We start from the raw sequence: 13,030 nt of genomic DNA, 5'->3' as shown, positions 1-13,030 counted from the left end.
GGGGTGACTTATAGAACCCACCTATATTGTTATGCTGTCTCCTTCGTACCCGATGCACCAAAAGGGGACATCCTTTTCTTTGCAGAAAGGCTCCATGCGCCACGCACTCTCAAACCCACTCATGACAAAGTGCATTGGGACAAACATTCCAACCTTGAAGCGATTTATAAATTGACGCCCTCCAAGCGTATAGCCATTGCCGATGCGTCCGTCCACAGGAAACATCACGAGGTCAAAGGAATCGGTTATCTTTCGAATGTCTTTCAGTTCACCAAGGAACCGCTTTTCCTCTGCCACAGGATTGATGTGTTGACCGAACTCTTCACTGAAGACCTCTCCTTCAGGCGTGCCGTCAACAAGGAAGCGTGCGTACCAGTTGCACAAGTCACCAGCATGAAAGATGGTTTTATCTTCTGTTTCAACAATCCAGCTCACGCCACTGTCATTGCTGCCTGTGGCTATCACTTTCAGGTTCTCATCTTCCCATACCGTTCCTTTGGCCATCCATACATCGGCATCCTCTTTCTGCGCTCTTCTTCGTTTGAGTATATCCTTTGACAGGATGTATGTGATATTGGGGATTCTATTCTTCCATCTGAGGATTGCTTTCGTGAAGTGGTCCTCATGGAAGTGGCTTGAAAACACGTACACATGTTTACATGTATTCATGTACCCACTCATTACATCGGCAGGATCCATCCAGTAGTCAAAGACCAGGATGCACCGATCCGTTTCAAGCAGGAATCCACTATGGAAGATGTATCTGAGTGTCATCATTTCAAAGCCTTGCCGTCTGAAAATGCCTTTCCGATGGTCTTGCCAAGTTCGATGTAACCATGATGTATCGGGTCGAACACGATGAGTTCCATCTTCTCCATGTCGGGCTTGCCGTCCTCTGCCAGATAGTTCTCATCTACAAGGATGTTGACTATCTCTGCCACGATGTAATAGCCCTCTTCCGACTCGTCAATCTTTTCCTTGATGCGGCACTCCAAGGTCATGGGAAAGTCGGTGAAGACGGGAGCATTTACATTCTCTGACTTCTCGCATTTCCAACCTGTCTTCGCCATCTTGTCTGCATCGTTCTTGGCTGATACGATGCCGACGAAGTCAGCAGCTACCATGGTCTGCTTTGTAGCAAATGCCACGGTAAAATCAGGGCAGTCGTTCAAGTTCTCGGTGGTGGCATGCGCACCCATGGCAATCATAATCTCCTTTGCGTCCCATTGACCGCCCCAAGCAGCATTCATAGCATTGGGCTTGCCGTTCTTGTCGTATGTGCCGATAATCAGTACCGGCTGTGGAAGCATCCACGATTTTTGTCCAAATGATTTGACCTTTGGTCTTCCTCCTCCTTGTAAAGCAGAGTTAATGCCTGCATTACTCTGCGTTTCCTTCGTTCGTCGGTTCATTCTTATTCTATTTATTTTGTTATCAATTCATTCAATTTATCTTCTCGTATTATCTTCGGTTGTGCCTTACCTGCCAGAACGAGAATCTTCTTCCCATTCCTGTAGATGTGCAGTTGGCTTCGCCTTCCTCCTCCTTGCAAGGCATAGATTGAGCAAGCTCATCTCTGCTCTTGCTTCGTTCGTCGGTTGCCTACTCCGTACCACATCCGTCAAGGTCTCATTATCCTTCATGGCTTGCCATATCGGATAATACACACCATCTGGTTCAAACAGCTTCTTCTGAAGGTGTGAGCACATATTGGTTGTATCTATTGTCATCTCATTACGTTTATATCATCAACATAATCCTGCCTGCTTCTTTTGTGAACATTTCGGGAAAGCGGCAAATCGTTGCATACACCTGCTTGCTCGTCACAGGTTGCCCGTCTTTTCGTTGGTGCAACCCTTGGCGATTGATGGCATCAGCAATTTGGTCGGTAGTCATACCGCCATTTCTCTTAACCATCACATATACTATGGCTTCTTCTATCTTCATATTGATGTTATATATCTGGTGGCTCCACCGCTGCCGAATGGAAAATCCTGTTCCCCTTCCCTTTGCCGATGTAGAATATTTTCCGATCTCTTGGATCAACCAAGGCATATACATAATATCCTAATGCCTCTTTGACACTCTGTTTAAGTTCCATGTCTATGATTTTAGTTGATTATGGCCACTTTGATAACTCCATCTCGCTTCTGCTCAAAGAGTTCGTAGGCTTCAGCTATCCTCTCCAACGGGAAACGGTGGGTGATGAGCGGTGTGGTGTCAATCTTGCCCTCCTTGATGAGTTGCAGGATCTCTTCACAGTCACAGCCATCCACACCTCCTGTCTTGAAAGTGAGGTTCTTGCCGTACATTTGTGGGAGTGGAAGCATCTGAGCTTCATCATATAGGGCAACTACCGTAATTATGGCATTTGGACGAGCACATTGCCAAGCGAGTTGGAATGTGTCGTTTGCTCCAGCTACTTCAAGAACTCTGTCAGCACCACCATTGACACTGTTTTTGATAACGAACTCCTGGCACTCTTCGGGAGTAGTCAGAAGAACTGAAGAATAGTGCTTACGAACAAACTCACGTCTCTCTTCAGATTTTTCGCAAACGATGATACGCTTTGGGTTCCTCAGCATCACACAAATAAGGGTGCAGATACCTGTAGGACCAGCTCCGATAATCAGAACTGTATCGTCTTCTGTTATCTCAGTGATACGTGCTGCCCAGAATCCAGTAGCCAGTACGTCACCTACAAACAATGCCTGTTCATCGGTTACGTCTTCAGGAATACGGTTCAATCCTTGGTTTGCCAATGGTACACGGACGTATTCCGTCTGACCGCCGTCAATGCGACAACCCAATGCCCAACCGCCATGTGGTGAGGTACAGTTGTTTACGTAGCCATTCTTGCAGTAGAAGCATTCTCCGCAGAAGGTTTCTACGTTCACCGTCACTCTGTCACCTGGCTTTACGGCAGTCACCTCAGAACCGACTTGTTCAACGATTCCCACCATTTCATGACCAACGGTTATTCCTGGCACAGCACGAGGTACACTGCCATGCTTGATATGGAGATCACTTGTGCAGATGCTTCCCAAAGTCACCTTGACGATGGCATCTGTAGGTTCTATGAGCGTTGGCTTTGCTTTTTCAAGCAATGCGAACTTTCCTTTTTCTATGTATGTGTATGCTTGCATTATATTGTGTCTCTATTGAATACCGGCATCTCATCGGGCAGGTCAATAGCTAATTCTATCAATCCTGCAACATTTCCCTCTGCATCATACCATGGCGTCTGGTGCAGAAGCTTATGCTTGCCGTGACGGATAATCTGATAGGTGTTGCTTTCGCCAGATTCAATCATGTAGCGAATCATAGCTCCAGCTTTCTCTCCATGACAATTATAGAGATTTTTGCCAACCACATCGCCATCACGATCAATGGCACGTTTGTTTTGATAGAGTATAATACCTTCTTTATCGCATACTGTTGCTGCGATGTTAGGGACGTTTTCGAGATAGTCAAAAGTCATGATTTGATGTGTTAATAATGTTTGATATAGCGAGCCAAACCATAGACATAGCGACGGAATCCTGGTTTGTAGGCAAGGATGCGGTCAAACCATCCGAGATATTTGTCGGTAAATCTAACCACCACGCCCACATACACCATGGCGAATAGCGTGCCAACGCCTACTATCTGCCATTGCCATGAGCCGAGTAGAAGAATGCATAGGATTACGGCAAGGATGACGAGTGATGTGTCAACCCTTATCTTTGCCTTCGGAAACTCAAGACCTGTAACCTTATGGATAGCAATCGTAATTCCTTCACCAGGCATAGTTACGGAACCACATTTAACCTCCATGGCAATGCCGATGCCAAGGATGGTACAGCCGGCAATCTGTACTAAGACGTTAATCCAAAGCGTATCGGACAGGAGCCACTGTGTCAGATACATGTTCAAGTCAATGAGCATACCGAAGAAAAATCCGATGACGAGCTGGAACAGCTGTACCCACTCAAAGTTTCTTCTTAGTATCAGTATTTGTGCCACAACGAAGATGACATTCATCAGTATGGTGTAGGTACCGATAGTCCACTCCGGTACTGCGTCCATAACCTCGCCGGCACTCGCCATAACGTACGGTATGGTCGAGATTACGCTGCTACCAAGTTGACTCCTTACGCATACGGCTACTCCAAGCGTCATCACATAAAGCGAAATGAGAAGCAGAAAGTGTTGCCAGATGAATGAATTTATCTTGTCTTTCATTTTTCTAAACCTTCTTTATGAACTTAGCCGGTACACCACCCACAACAGTTCTTAGTTCTATATTCTTCACAACTACTCCAAGCGGATATAGTCCGCAATCAATCTTGAAAATTTTCTTCATTGTTTTTTTTTGCCTTAAAATTTGAAATGTATAGGTTTTGTAAACTCTTCCCTATTCTCAAGTCCCTGAACATGGCCGAGGTTGGTCATCCACCCGTCGATGTTTTTAAGATAGAACACCTTTGCTCATCCAAAGATTTCGTGCAGCTCCTTGTTTGAAAGTTTGCCAATCCAATTCTCGCCTGTAGCTACTGTGAGGTCAGCAAGATGTTTCTTTTCTTGTATCATAGCGTCAATGCGTTCCTCGAAAGTGTTTTGCGTGATGAAGCGATGCACCTGTACGTTCTTATGCTGACCGATACGATATGCGCGGTCTGTTGCCTGTGCTTCTACCGCTGGATTCCACCATAGGTCGTAATGTATGACGTGAGTAGCTGCCGTGAGGTTGAGACCTGTACCGGCTGCCTTCAATGAAAGTATGAAGATGCGGTCGTTGCGGTTGTTCTGGAAACGGTCAACCATTTCCTGGCGTTGTTTCAATGAGCATCCACCATGATAGAACATCGGTTCTTCATCAAGAGTGTTACGGATGAAGTGTCGGAGCAAATCGCCCATCTCGCGGAACTGCGTGAAGATAAGGACCTTCTCGTCAGCATCAATGATACTACGAAGCATATCGAGCAACATTTCTGTCTTTCCCGATAAGGTTGCATCCATGCGGTTGTCCTTGAGATACTGCGTCGGATGATTGCAAATCTGCTTCAAGGCAAGCATCATCTGCAGGATAAGTCCCTGGCGTTTGAAAAGAGTCTGATGGTCTTCTCCCTCCATGCTCTCTATGACAGCCATACATTTGTTGACGGTCTCTTGGTATAGCGCAGCCTGCTCAGGAGTAAGCGATGCCAACTCATTACGTTCTATCTTGTCAGGCAGGTCGCTGATGATACTCTTGTCCGTCTTCAGCCGTCGCATCAGGAACGGAGCTGTCACCTTGCGGAAACGTTCGGTCACACGACTGTCTCCATACTTCTGTATAGGCTTCGCGTATGAATCGGAGAAATCCTTTGCCGAACCAAGATAGCCCTTGTTTGTAAAGTCAATGATACTCCAGAATTCCGACAAACGATTCTCCACCGGTGTACCACTCATGGCGATGTGACAATTGGCAGGGATACTGTGTATAGCCTTACTCTGTGCAGTATCGCTGTTCTTGATGTTCTGGGCTTCGTCTATGACGATTACTTGCCATTTCTGTTTCTTCAGTATGTCGGCGTCAGAGCGCACCACGCCGTATGTCGAGAGGATAATGTCTGCATTCTTGCAGACCTCGTCCTTCAGGTCACGTGCCGTACCGTGATATACACCAGTGGTCAGTTGAGGAGCGAAGCGCTTCACCTCCGACTGCCAGTTGTGCAGCAAACCTGTTGGCACTACCACAAGCGCTTGCTTATTGTCCAGTGCGCCCTCTTCCTTCATTTTTGCCAGAAAGGTAATAACCTGCAGGGTCTTGCCAAGCCCCATGTCATCAGCTATGATGCTGCCGAAGCCTATCTTCATATTGCGATACATCCATGAGAAGCCTCGTTCCTGATAGGGTCGCAACTGTGCATTGATACTTTCTGGCAGAGGAATGACGCTCTGTGATGTAAATTGTCTTATGAGTTCGCGCACCTCATCGGTCAGTTCTACAGGTGCTCCCTTATACTCACCACAAAGAGCCGCCTGCAACAGTTCGCCCGGCTTAATCTTTGGTGGGGCATTCAGCACTTTATGCAGTTTCGACATTCTCGCCTCATCAATATAGACGTATTGTTCCTTGAACCGGAGCAATCCACTCGCACGACCGAGCAATCTGTTAAATTCTTCGGGTGCCAGGAACACATTGCCCACAGCCACCTGCCAGTTGAAGTCAAGCAGGTCGCTCATTGACAGGAACCCATTTGAATCCTTTCCTTTCGATTTCAGTTTTACCGATATTTGTGGACGAATAAGTGTCTGTAATGTCTTTGGCATGATGACGTTCACACCGAGCAATCGCATGGCAGGAATCACTTGCAGCAGGAATGTTGGGAAAGTTTGCATCGTGAACTCAATGCTTCTCTTGCCCTTGTCGTTGATGTAAGCGTCAAGTCCGTCAACTATATCGCATAGGATGGCAAGCTGACGCAGTATCTCCATCCTGCTTGATGTGTATGCCTTCTTTGTCATCACATCCTCCAACGGATGGTCATCCGCCTTCACATCCACGGCAAAGCCCTTTTCTGTCTCGTCAATAAAGAACGTTACCTGATGCTTGTTCTGCATAAAGTAGCGGTCAAGCCATGAGCGTATGCCGCCAGGGGTATTCGTTTCTCCGATACCATTGAAACGCGAACACTCAGCTTTGAAGAACAAATCATAGAACAGTTCATCTTTGCTCTCATGCGATAGCATAGGAATGACTGACGTTATCATCTTGCTGACAAGTTCCTTGCTCTGACCCAATCTACCCATAATGCTTCGGGTGGCTTCGTCAATCATGGCAGGTTGCCATATAATGCGGTATTCCTTCTCTTCCTTTGCCTTGGCACGTCCACGTCCTTTGCTGATCACAAGGTCATAGTAAATCTGTGGAACTACGCAACCATGCGCTATCAGTTGAAGCGCACAGATGAGCACACTGCGAAGAGCTACAATAGAATCATCATAGTCACGCAGAAAGTCAATGTTGATGTCGAGCAATTGCTGAAGCAGGGAAGGGCGAATATCGTCAACAGAAACAACGTCACGTTTGTTCAAAGTCTTGCAACTGGTACCTTCAAACAGTTTCTGCTTATCCTGCAACACCTTTGTTGCCACCTTACTTATGTATAACAGTTCCTTCTGGTACGCCTGTTGGAAATCGCCATGATGACAAAACGCAGGCGACGATGGCAGAAGGCTGGACAACGGCAATGCAAGATCAGAGAGCAATGTGTAGTCGGGCATCTGTTCGGGCACTTTCCTCAGTTGCATCTGTTCCATCGTGGCATTCACCGCACTCGTATTCTCCACCTCCATCATCTCTGTGTAATCGGTGGCTGTTATGCCACGCTTCTCCAGCTCTGCCATCAGGTCAACTCCATGCAGCGAGAATACAAGGAACGGATTATTGTCAATCTCCATGCTCGTTTTGTAGATGACGGCAGCCAGATGCTTGCAAGGCACAGCCCAGTCAGGACATGAGCAATTCATCTTCAAGTCCTTCCATTGCTTGGGGAACAATGGCATACCAGCCTCTTCAGCCATCTTTGCCAACGATTCATCCAACTGACGGTTGAAGAGTTTGCTCAGCACGACAGGTTGTTCCAGTATCAGTTTGATGAGTTTGTCAATATCCTTCGACGAGAACTCGGGCAGTTTTATGGTCTCGCTATAGGGCGTGCGACGGCTTCCCTTCACTTTCGCGCTAATGATGTTGCCCGAGAAGTTTATCTCCTGCACCATACCATTACGAGCGTATGAAGCGCCACGAGGTAATCGGTTACTGTAATCAATATTCTTTAGTGCGCCGAGCCATTGCTCGCCCCACCATGTCTTTCCGTATTTTGTTGCCATGTTTCAAGTTCTTTCTATTTGTTGTTTTAGAACAGATTCTTCCCATTTTCTCAATGAAGACAGTTGTTCCGGAGTGTGTAACCAATGTTCGCTGTCCTTTAATGTTACAACATCGCACATGAACTGATTGATAAATGTCTCGTTCACTTTGTCGCTGACAACCAAATCTTTTTCAGCACGCAAAATATATGTCTTGTTGGACCAATTTGCTATTTGATGTAATACAACCCATTCATAATACTGTTCATCTTTCTCTTCCATACCCTCAACAAATCTTTTCATGTCCAAAATTGGGGAAACGAACAATGCTTGTTCAATCTTTTCATTCTCAAAAGCCAACAAGGAATACCAGCATCCAATTGAGTTGGCACGGAGACTTATTGTTGAATAGTGTTCTTTGAGAAAATCCTTTACTTCCAAAAGTTTAGGAAGAACATTCCAAGGCACATCCATAACGGATAAGTCAATCCCAATCACTTGATAGCCTAAAGGAACAGCAATATTTGCAAAGCGAATCGCTTCTTCCTTGTTGCCTGCTTGTCCATGTACAAATAGAAACACATTCTCTTTCTTTTCTCCAATGATGATTGCATTGGTATGTTGTATTTTACATTTTTCTATGTTCATATATTAATTGTTATTGATAAATTTTATGGCATTAGAAGGTCAGACGGCATGTTACGTAGAAATCCATCTGCCTGGATGCGCATCAAACATTGTTCTGCAATCTCTGCCACCTCTTTCTCCTCTTTTGAGTTTTGCAAGAAGATGGCAATTGATAAGTGAGAACCATCGGGCAAAAGAACGATTCCAACATCGTTTCTATCTTGTCTTCCGTCAGAAGAAGGAAAGCCTGAACCTGTCTTGTGAATCAGTTTGCCACCTTTGGGCAAGACTGCTGCTATGCGTTGCTTACCAGTATTACAATCTGCCATTGTATTCCAGATAAAGGAGAGATTCTTGTTGTCATTCCTATGAAGATAGAACCACTCCAAGAGCCTTGCCATTTCTTTCGGAGTGGCTGAATTTCCTGTGGCTCTATGAGGATTTTTTTTCATCTCCTTCTCTGTCAGCCGCACATGGATGTCTTTGAATCCAAGCGTATGGATATATTTCTCTACTGCATCCGGCTGTCCGCATGATGCAAACAAAAGGTCGCACGCATTATTGTCGCTCTGTTTCAATGACCATTCTATTAACTCTGCAAATGTGAAATAACGCATACCTTCAAATATTGACAGCATAGGCGACCATGTCTCAGCGTCCAGACTATCCTTGTGCACAAGAACAGAGTCGCTCAGTGTCAGTCCTTTCTTGTGCAAGTAGTCTGCTACGTATAAAGCCTGTGGAAATTTCATGACGCTATGCATGGCAAAAGCACTATCCTCCTGATGACCGCAATATAAATCCCCATTCATAATGCTTGCCCCATATGAAGGACATGGTGATTGACCTTTCGCCTCTGTAGTTTGGATGTAAGCTAAGAAAAAGGTGAGAAGCAGAAAGTGTTGCCAAATGAATGAATTTATCTTGTCTTTCATTTTTCTAAACCTTCTTTATGAACTTTGCCGGTACACCACCAACAACAGTTCTAGGTTCTACATCTTTTGTTACAACAGCTCCAGCTGCAACAATGGCTCCTTCGCCTATTGTCACTCCTTGCAGTATCGTTACATTTGCTCCAAGCCAAACCTTATCTTCTATACGAATAGGCTTGAATGTCATGTCGCCACGATGCTCTGGATCGGGATTGTGATTGATAGTACAGAGTGTTGCATTATGACCAATAAGGCAATCATTGCCGATGAAGATACCTCCTTGATCCTGAAACTTGCAACCGCTATTGATGAACACACGCTCACCAATGTGGGTGTTCTTGCCACAATCCGTATTGAACGGAGGGAACATGCCGAACGACTCTGGCACTTCAATGTCCCAAAGTTCGGAGAACAGCTTCCTGAGTTCCTCAGGTGTATGGTACTTGTTGTTTATCTCCATAGTGATGCGAATAGCCTCTTGCGCCATCTGGTGCATGAAGAGGTGGGGTTCGCTACCAGCCACGACAGGTTTCCCTGCTGCAATGTAATCTCTGTATTCTTGTACTTTCATATTTATTCAAAAGCAATTACGGCACATGTTCCGCGCTCACATTTCAGTTCGATGTAATATTTGTTATCATCCACATAAACAAGTGGAGTGAGTTCTTCGCTCTGACGTGCTGCTCTTTAGTTTCTTTTACTTATGCAATGCCAAGAAGCTCAATTTCAAAAACGAGTGTGGAGCCCCCAGGGATGCCTGGCTGTGAGAACTTGCCATAACCCATCTCGGCAGGGATATAGACCTCCCATTTATCGCCCACACACATTTGCTGCATGGCAATGATCCAACCTTCAATGAGGTCACAGAGACGGATGGCAAGCGGAGCACCGCCACGGCTGCTGTCAAACTGCTTGCCGTCGATGGTACGACCTGTGTAATGTGCAGTAACTATGCTTCTGGGCGTAGGATGCTTTCCATCTGCTTTGCCCTCTGCCAATACCTTATAATATATACCCTTGGGGAGCGGTTTCACTCCCTCTTCCTGTGCTTTGTTAGTAAGCCAATTTTTATTAACTTGTGCGTATTCTCTTTTATTCATGTTCATACTATATTATTTGTATGCAGATAGACCGCTAAGGCAACCTGCAAGATGATTATTATGGGTATGCCATACTTGAATTTCTTGTGCATCGTCTTGTGGTGCCAAAGTCGCATACCTGCCCATGCTCCGATACTACCACCTATGGCAGCCAGCAACAAAAGCGTGGTTTCTGGAATGCGCCACTTGGCTTTCTTGGCCTTGTATTTGTCAATGCCATACACGATGAATGCAACAGCGTTGATGGCAAGGAGATAGTAGGCGAGGTAACTATGTAATGTGTTCATACTCTTCAACTGCGTTTTCATCTCTCTTTAAAATCCCAACTCCACATCCTTGCCGAATGGTGCGAGCGAAAGTCCGGCCATCTTGAAATGCTGTTTGCCCCAAGGAATGCCGATAATGGTTATACATAAGAGAAAGCCGAAGAATAGATGCATGAGGCAAGCCCACAAACCTCCGAAAAACAGCCAGAGTAAATTCAGCGGGATGCGAATGCAACCAGTTGGACTATTCGATTCTCTTACTGTAGAACCAAAAGGCCATAGGCAGAGCAAGCCAATCTTGAATGTCTGTATCGCAAAGGGAATGCCGATGATAGTACATGCAAGAGCCAGACTTCCGGTGAAATAACCGATGGCAGCTTCGAGACCTCCGAAGAGCCACCAAAGTAAGTTTCCTATTATGCGCATAAGATTATTCTTTTATATTCTTGTTAATTTCTTGCCATTCCTGATGCTCCTCCAGATGATTGGTCTTTACCAGTACACTCTGGAAGCCGAAGTTTCTGCCAGCTTCGGCATTCTCGGCACGGTCATCGAAATAGAGGGTGGTGGCTGGATTCAATCCAGTCTGTTTCGTCATCTCTTCATAGATTTCGACGGATGGCTTCTCCTTCCGCATGGCGTATGAGAGGAATACTTCATCAAACAACTCGTCCGTGGAATATCCAAGCTGCTTCATCAGACAGACCGACTTCTGCCAAAGCGTGTCGTTGATGTTGCTGAGCAGATAGACCTTGTACTGCTTCCGAAGTTTGACTAATGCTTCAAGTCTTTCTACGGGCAGATTACCACACAGCTCTTCGAGCACTTTTTCAATATCTTCGGTTGTGGTTCCTTTACGGCAAAGACTCAGCATCTCTTTCAATGTTTCTGATTCCGCTACAAGACCATTAATATATTGGTGCATCAGTCTCTTGATCTTGCGGACATGGATTAGTCGCTTGAACGCCGTTACGCCCAGGCTCTCCATGGCTTTCACAACAGAAGCATCATCAATGTTCACGATGACACCTCCATAATCAAAGACGAGTGTTTCTATCTGTTTTATGCTCATTTTCTTATTGTTACAATTCTCTTATGACATGCTTGATGGCAGCTACCGGGTGATACAAAATCATTCTTGGCCCACCCCAGCGCATCACTTTGCACATTCGTTCTTTCATCTGAGGACGATAGCAGTGGATGGGACACTTTTTGCTAGTTGGTTTGTTCTCGCCAAACTTACAGCGTTCCAGTCTTGCAGTAGCGTACTGTAGCAACTCTTGGCACCCAGGACATAATTTATTATTGCCCTCCTTCTTCCTGCAGTACAGAACGTATCATCTGCTCCACAACTCGCTGCTCTTCCTTTATTCTTTTCATCTTTTTATTTTAAGAAAGGATCAAGCGTAGCCAGCAGTTCGGCTTTATCTACCACACCGCTTGTGCGCCACAATACTTCTCCGTTTCGGAAAAGCATCAGCGTTGGCACGGATTGGATGCGGAATTGGCTTGCTGTTTCGCCGTACTTGTCCACATCCACCTTGATGATTCGGATGCGGTCGCCCAATACACTCTTCACCTGCTCCAGAATGGGGTGCATCGCCTTGCATGGTTGGCACCATGTAGCAAAGAAATCGACCAGAACGAGCTGGCTACTGTTTATTACGTTATTAAATGTCTCCATAATTATCTGTCTATTTCTGTGAAACGATTAAAAGTTCTGCCGTCCCTCGTAACTTTCCCGAAGAACATGTTTTCTGGGCGAACCCAATAGGCTTGGTCTCCATAAAGAGCCTGATATACCACCATGCGCTCCTGTGTCTCGGAGTCGAAGGCAGAAGGACATCAGTACCTGGGCAACCGGGCACCTGTCCAAAAACAGGGTTACAGAACGAACCAAAACGCTTAGGAAAGTGAGCTAGAATTGGTACAACGAACTGGACACCCTAGTTATTTTATTTCAATTTAAGTGCAAATTTACATAAAAGTCTCGAATTTAAGCCCGTCGGTAAAAAGAAGTTGTAATTTTTAAAGGAAGTTGTGTTTTTGCTGTACGGTCTTTCTGCACTGATATGAGAGCAACTTGACCTTTGTATGGCGTGAATGCTTCGATGCTATATTCTCGTGTTTAACCATCTCAGACAAAAGCATTGCAACCGCCCACGAAACGTTTGCGGGGAATGGCGCCTTCATTTATGTCTATTACCACATGCGCTCAGACATGTTGTTTTCGAAAATTGCCCATAAAAGTTTTGCCTTCTCGCAA

At 45.5% G+C, this 13,030-nt stretch carries 15 protein-coding genes and 4 pseudogenes; all 19 read right to left on the bottom strand.

The features are described 5' to 3' along the window. Positions 1-21: 21 nt before the first annotated feature. Complete coding sequence (locus CIL02_RS13630; RefSeq protein WP_094402526.1) at positions 22-774, bottom strand: MBL fold metallo-hydrolase; 753 nt, start codon at positions 772-774, stop codon at positions 22-24. Then, complete coding sequence (locus CIL02_RS13625) at positions 774-1,310, bottom strand: flavin reductase family protein (protein WP_094402525.1); 537 nt, start codon at positions 1,308-1,310, stop codon at positions 774-776. Before CIL02_RS13625 ends, CIL02_RS13630 begins: the two co-directional genes overlap by 1 nt. 113 nt (positions 1,311-1,423) lie before the next feature. Beyond that, positions 1,424-1,730, bottom strand: a pseudogene (locus CIL02_RS16795) (hypothetical protein). A 10-nt stretch (positions 1,731-1,740) separates the two neighbouring features. After that, on the bottom strand, positions 1,741-1,947 hold the full coding sequence (locus CIL02_RS13615) for a hypothetical protein (RefSeq protein ID WP_094383291.1): 207 nt from the start codon (positions 1,945-1,947) through the stop codon (positions 1,741-1,743). A 40-nt stretch (positions 1,948-1,987) separates the two neighbouring features. After that, positions 1,988-2,101: pseudogene (locus CIL02_RS16140) on the bottom strand (endonuclease); the annotation flags it as partial. A gap of 10 nt (positions 2,102-2,111) precedes the next feature. Next, on the bottom strand, positions 2,112-3,146 hold the full coding sequence (locus tag CIL02_RS13610; RefSeq protein WP_094402523.1) for an alcohol dehydrogenase: 1,035 nt from the start codon (positions 3,144-3,146) through the stop codon (positions 2,112-2,114). Further along, positions 3,146-3,481, bottom strand: coding sequence for a PAS domain-containing protein (locus tag CIL02_RS13605; RefSeq protein WP_094402522.1), 336 nt, complete (start codon positions 3,479-3,481; stop codon positions 3,146-3,148). The genes CIL02_RS13610 and CIL02_RS13605 overlap by 1 nt, the downstream gene beginning before the upstream one ends. Positions 3,482-3,492: 11 nt before the next feature. Next, the gene (locus tag CIL02_RS13600) at positions 3,493-4,224 is read right to left on the bottom strand and encodes a YitT family protein (protein ID WP_094402520.1); all 732 of its coding nucleotides are present in this window, start codon (positions 4,222-4,224) and stop codon (positions 3,493-3,495) included. A gap of 246 nt (positions 4,225-4,470) precedes the next feature. After that, complete coding sequence (locus CIL02_RS13595) at positions 4,471-7,860, bottom strand: SNF2-related protein (RefSeq protein WP_094402518.1); 3,390 nt, start codon at positions 7,858-7,860, stop codon at positions 4,471-4,473. 3 nt (positions 7,861-7,863) lie between these two features. After that, positions 7,864-8,487, bottom strand: a complete 624-nt coding sequence (locus CIL02_RS13590; protein ID WP_094402516.1) for a hypothetical protein — start codon at positions 8,485-8,487, stop codon at positions 7,864-7,866. Positions 8,488-8,510: 23 nt separating this feature from the next. Continuing rightward, the gene (locus CIL02_RS13585; RefSeq protein ID WP_094402515.1) at positions 8,511-9,401 is read right to left on the bottom strand and encodes a serine hydrolase; all 891 of its coding nucleotides are present in this window, start codon (positions 9,399-9,401) and stop codon (positions 8,511-8,513) included. Between the two features lie 4 nt (positions 9,402-9,405). Next, positions 9,406-9,969 (bottom strand): DapH/DapD/GlmU-related protein, encoded by a 564-nt coding sequence (locus tag CIL02_RS13580; RefSeq protein WP_094402513.1) that lies wholly within the window; start codon positions 9,967-9,969, stop codon positions 9,406-9,408. A 130-nt stretch (positions 9,970-10,099) separates the two neighbouring features. After that, on the bottom strand, positions 10,100-10,498 hold the full coding sequence (locus CIL02_RS13575) for an FKBP-type peptidyl-prolyl cis-trans isomerase (protein WP_094402597.1): 399 nt from the start codon (positions 10,496-10,498) through the stop codon (positions 10,100-10,102). Positions 10,499-10,500: 2 nt separating this feature from the next. Continuing rightward, positions 10,501-10,785 carry a DUF1294 domain-containing protein gene (locus CIL02_RS13570; protein ID WP_170935103.1) on the bottom strand — a complete coding sequence of 95 codons (285 nt, stop codon included), beginning with the start codon at positions 10,783-10,785 and terminating at the stop codon, positions 10,501-10,503. A 27-nt stretch (positions 10,786-10,812) separates the two neighbouring features. Beyond that, the gene (locus CIL02_RS13565) at positions 10,813-11,190 is read right to left on the bottom strand and encodes a YccF domain-containing protein (RefSeq protein ID WP_094402512.1); all 378 of its coding nucleotides are present in this window, start codon (positions 11,188-11,190) and stop codon (positions 10,813-10,815) included. Between the two features lie 4 nt (positions 11,191-11,194). Beyond that, positions 11,195-11,836 carry an HAD-IA family hydrolase gene (locus CIL02_RS13560; RefSeq protein ID WP_094402510.1) on the bottom strand — a complete coding sequence of 214 codons (642 nt, stop codon included), beginning with the start codon at positions 11,834-11,836 and terminating at the stop codon, positions 11,195-11,197. Positions 11,837-11,846: 10 nt separating this feature from the next. Further along, positions 11,847-12,144 (bottom strand): annotated as a pseudogene (locus tag CIL02_RS13555) (nitrous oxide-stimulated promoter family protein). A 4-nt stretch (positions 12,145-12,148) separates the two neighbouring features. Continuing rightward, positions 12,149-12,448, bottom strand: a complete 300-nt coding sequence (trxA, locus tag CIL02_RS13550) for a thioredoxin (protein WP_094402506.1) — start codon at positions 12,446-12,448, stop codon at positions 12,149-12,151. A 2-nt stretch (positions 12,449-12,450) separates the two neighbouring features. Next, positions 12,451-12,588, bottom strand: a pseudogene (locus tag CIL02_RS13545) (DUF1653 domain-containing protein); the annotation flags it as partial. Positions 12,589-13,030 lie beyond the last annotated feature (442 nt).

Origin of the sequence: Prevotella sp. P3-122 (assembly GCF_002251365.1) — a bacterium.
Taxonomy (GTDB): Bacteria; Bacteroidota; Bacteroidia; order Bacteroidales; family Bacteroidaceae; genus Prevotella.
Note: the sequence above shows the minus strand (reverse complement) of the source record. Positions and strands in the feature narration are given on the sequence as shown.

Coding starts and splice junctions, on each gene's coding strand:
- CIL02_RS13630 (WP_094402526.1), bottom strand. CDS start 774: ATGACACTCAGATACATCTTCCATAGTGGATTCCTGCTTGAAACGGAT.
- CIL02_RS13625 (WP_094402525.1), bottom strand. CDS start 1,310: ATGCTTCCACAGCCGGTACTGATTATCGGCACATACGACAAGAACGGC.
- CIL02_RS13615 (WP_094383291.1), bottom strand. CDS start 1,947: ATGAAGATAGAAGAAGCCATAGTATATGTGATGGTTAAGAGAAATGGC.
- CIL02_RS13610 (WP_094402523.1), bottom strand. CDS start 3,146: ATGCAAGCATACACATACATAGAAAAAGGAAAGTTCGCATTGCTTGAA.
- CIL02_RS13605 (WP_094402522.1), bottom strand. CDS start 3,481: ATGACTTTTGACTATCTCGAAAACGTCCCTAACATCGCAGCAACAGTA.
- CIL02_RS13600 (WP_094402520.1), bottom strand. CDS start 4,224: ATGAAAGACAAGATAAATTCATTCATCTGGCAACACTTTCTGCTTCTC.
- CIL02_RS13595 (WP_094402518.1), bottom strand. CDS start 7,860: ATGGCAACAAAATACGGAAAGACATGGTGGGGCGAGCAATGGCTCGGC.
- CIL02_RS13590 (WP_094402516.1), bottom strand. CDS start 8,487: ATGAACATAGAAAAATGTAAAATACAACATACCAATGCAATCATCATT.
- CIL02_RS13585 (WP_094402515.1), bottom strand. CDS start 9,401: ATGAAAGACAAGATAAATTCATTCATTTGGCAACACTTTCTGCTTCTC.
- CIL02_RS13580 (WP_094402513.1), bottom strand. CDS start 9,969: ATGAAAGTACAAGAATACAGAGATTACATTGCAGCAGGGAAACCTGTC.
- CIL02_RS13575 (WP_094402597.1), bottom strand. CDS start 10,498: ATGAATAAAAGAGAATACGCACAAGTTAATAAAAATTGGCTTACTAAC.
- CIL02_RS13570 (WP_170935103.1), bottom strand. CDS start 10,785: ATGAACACATTACATAGTTACCTCGCCTACTATCTCCTTGCCATCAAC.
- CIL02_RS13565 (WP_094402512.1), bottom strand. CDS start 11,190: ATGCGCATAATAGGAAACTTACTTTGGTGGCTCTTCGGAGGTCTCGAA.
- CIL02_RS13560 (WP_094402510.1), bottom strand. CDS start 11,836: ATGAGCATAAAACAGATAGAAACACTCGTCTTTGATTATGGAGGTGTC.
- trxA (WP_094402506.1), bottom strand. CDS start 12,448: ATGGAGACATTTAATAACGTAATAAACAGTAGCCAGCTCGTTCTGGTC.